Origin of the sequence: Novosphingobium sp. B-7 (assembly GCF_000410615.1) — a bacterium.
In the GTDB taxonomy this organism is placed as follows: domain Bacteria; phylum Pseudomonadota; class Alphaproteobacteria; order Sphingomonadales; family Sphingomonadaceae; genus Novosphingobium; species Novosphingobium capsulatum.
The window spans coordinates 1-535 of the sequence record NZ_APCQ01000450.1; the positions used below are offsets into that span (position 1 = coordinate 1).

The window sequence follows — 535 nt, forward strand, 5'->3', positions numbered from 1 at the left end:
GCGCACGCTGGACCAACTCGGCATCCCTCGTCGGACATTCTACCGCTGGTATGATCGCTACCTCGAAGGCGGGCCGGAGGCGTTGGAAGATCGGCCATCGGCGCCGAGCCGGGTGTGGAACCGCATCCCGGCGGGCATCCACGACCAGATCATCGAGCTGGCGCTGGAACAGTCTGAGCTGAGCCCCCGGGAACTGGCCGTGCGCTTCACCGATGGGCAGCGCTACTTCGTGTCGGAATCCACGGTTTACCGCTTGTTGAAGGCCCACGACCTGATCACCAGCCCGGCCTATGTCGTGATCAAGGCTGCCGATCAGTTCCACACGAAAACCACGCGGCCGAACGAGATGTGGCAGACCGACTTCACCTACTTCAAGATCATCGGGTGGGGCTGGATGTATCTGTCGACCGTGCTCGACGACTTCTCGTGCTACATCATCGCCTGGAAGCTGTGCACCAACATGCGAGCCGAGGACGTCACCGACACGCTGGACCTCGCCCTGGCGGCTTCTGGTTGCGACAGCGCCACGGTGCTG

The 535-nt window shown here is 62.8% G+C and carries 1 protein-coding gene; it reads left to right on the forward strand.

All coding sequences use genetic code 11. The features are described 5' to 3' along the window. Positions 1-535: helix-turn-helix domain-containing protein (locus H926_RS0105515; RefSeq protein ID WP_022675426.1), on the forward strand; the 535-nt coding region annotated here is incomplete at both ends.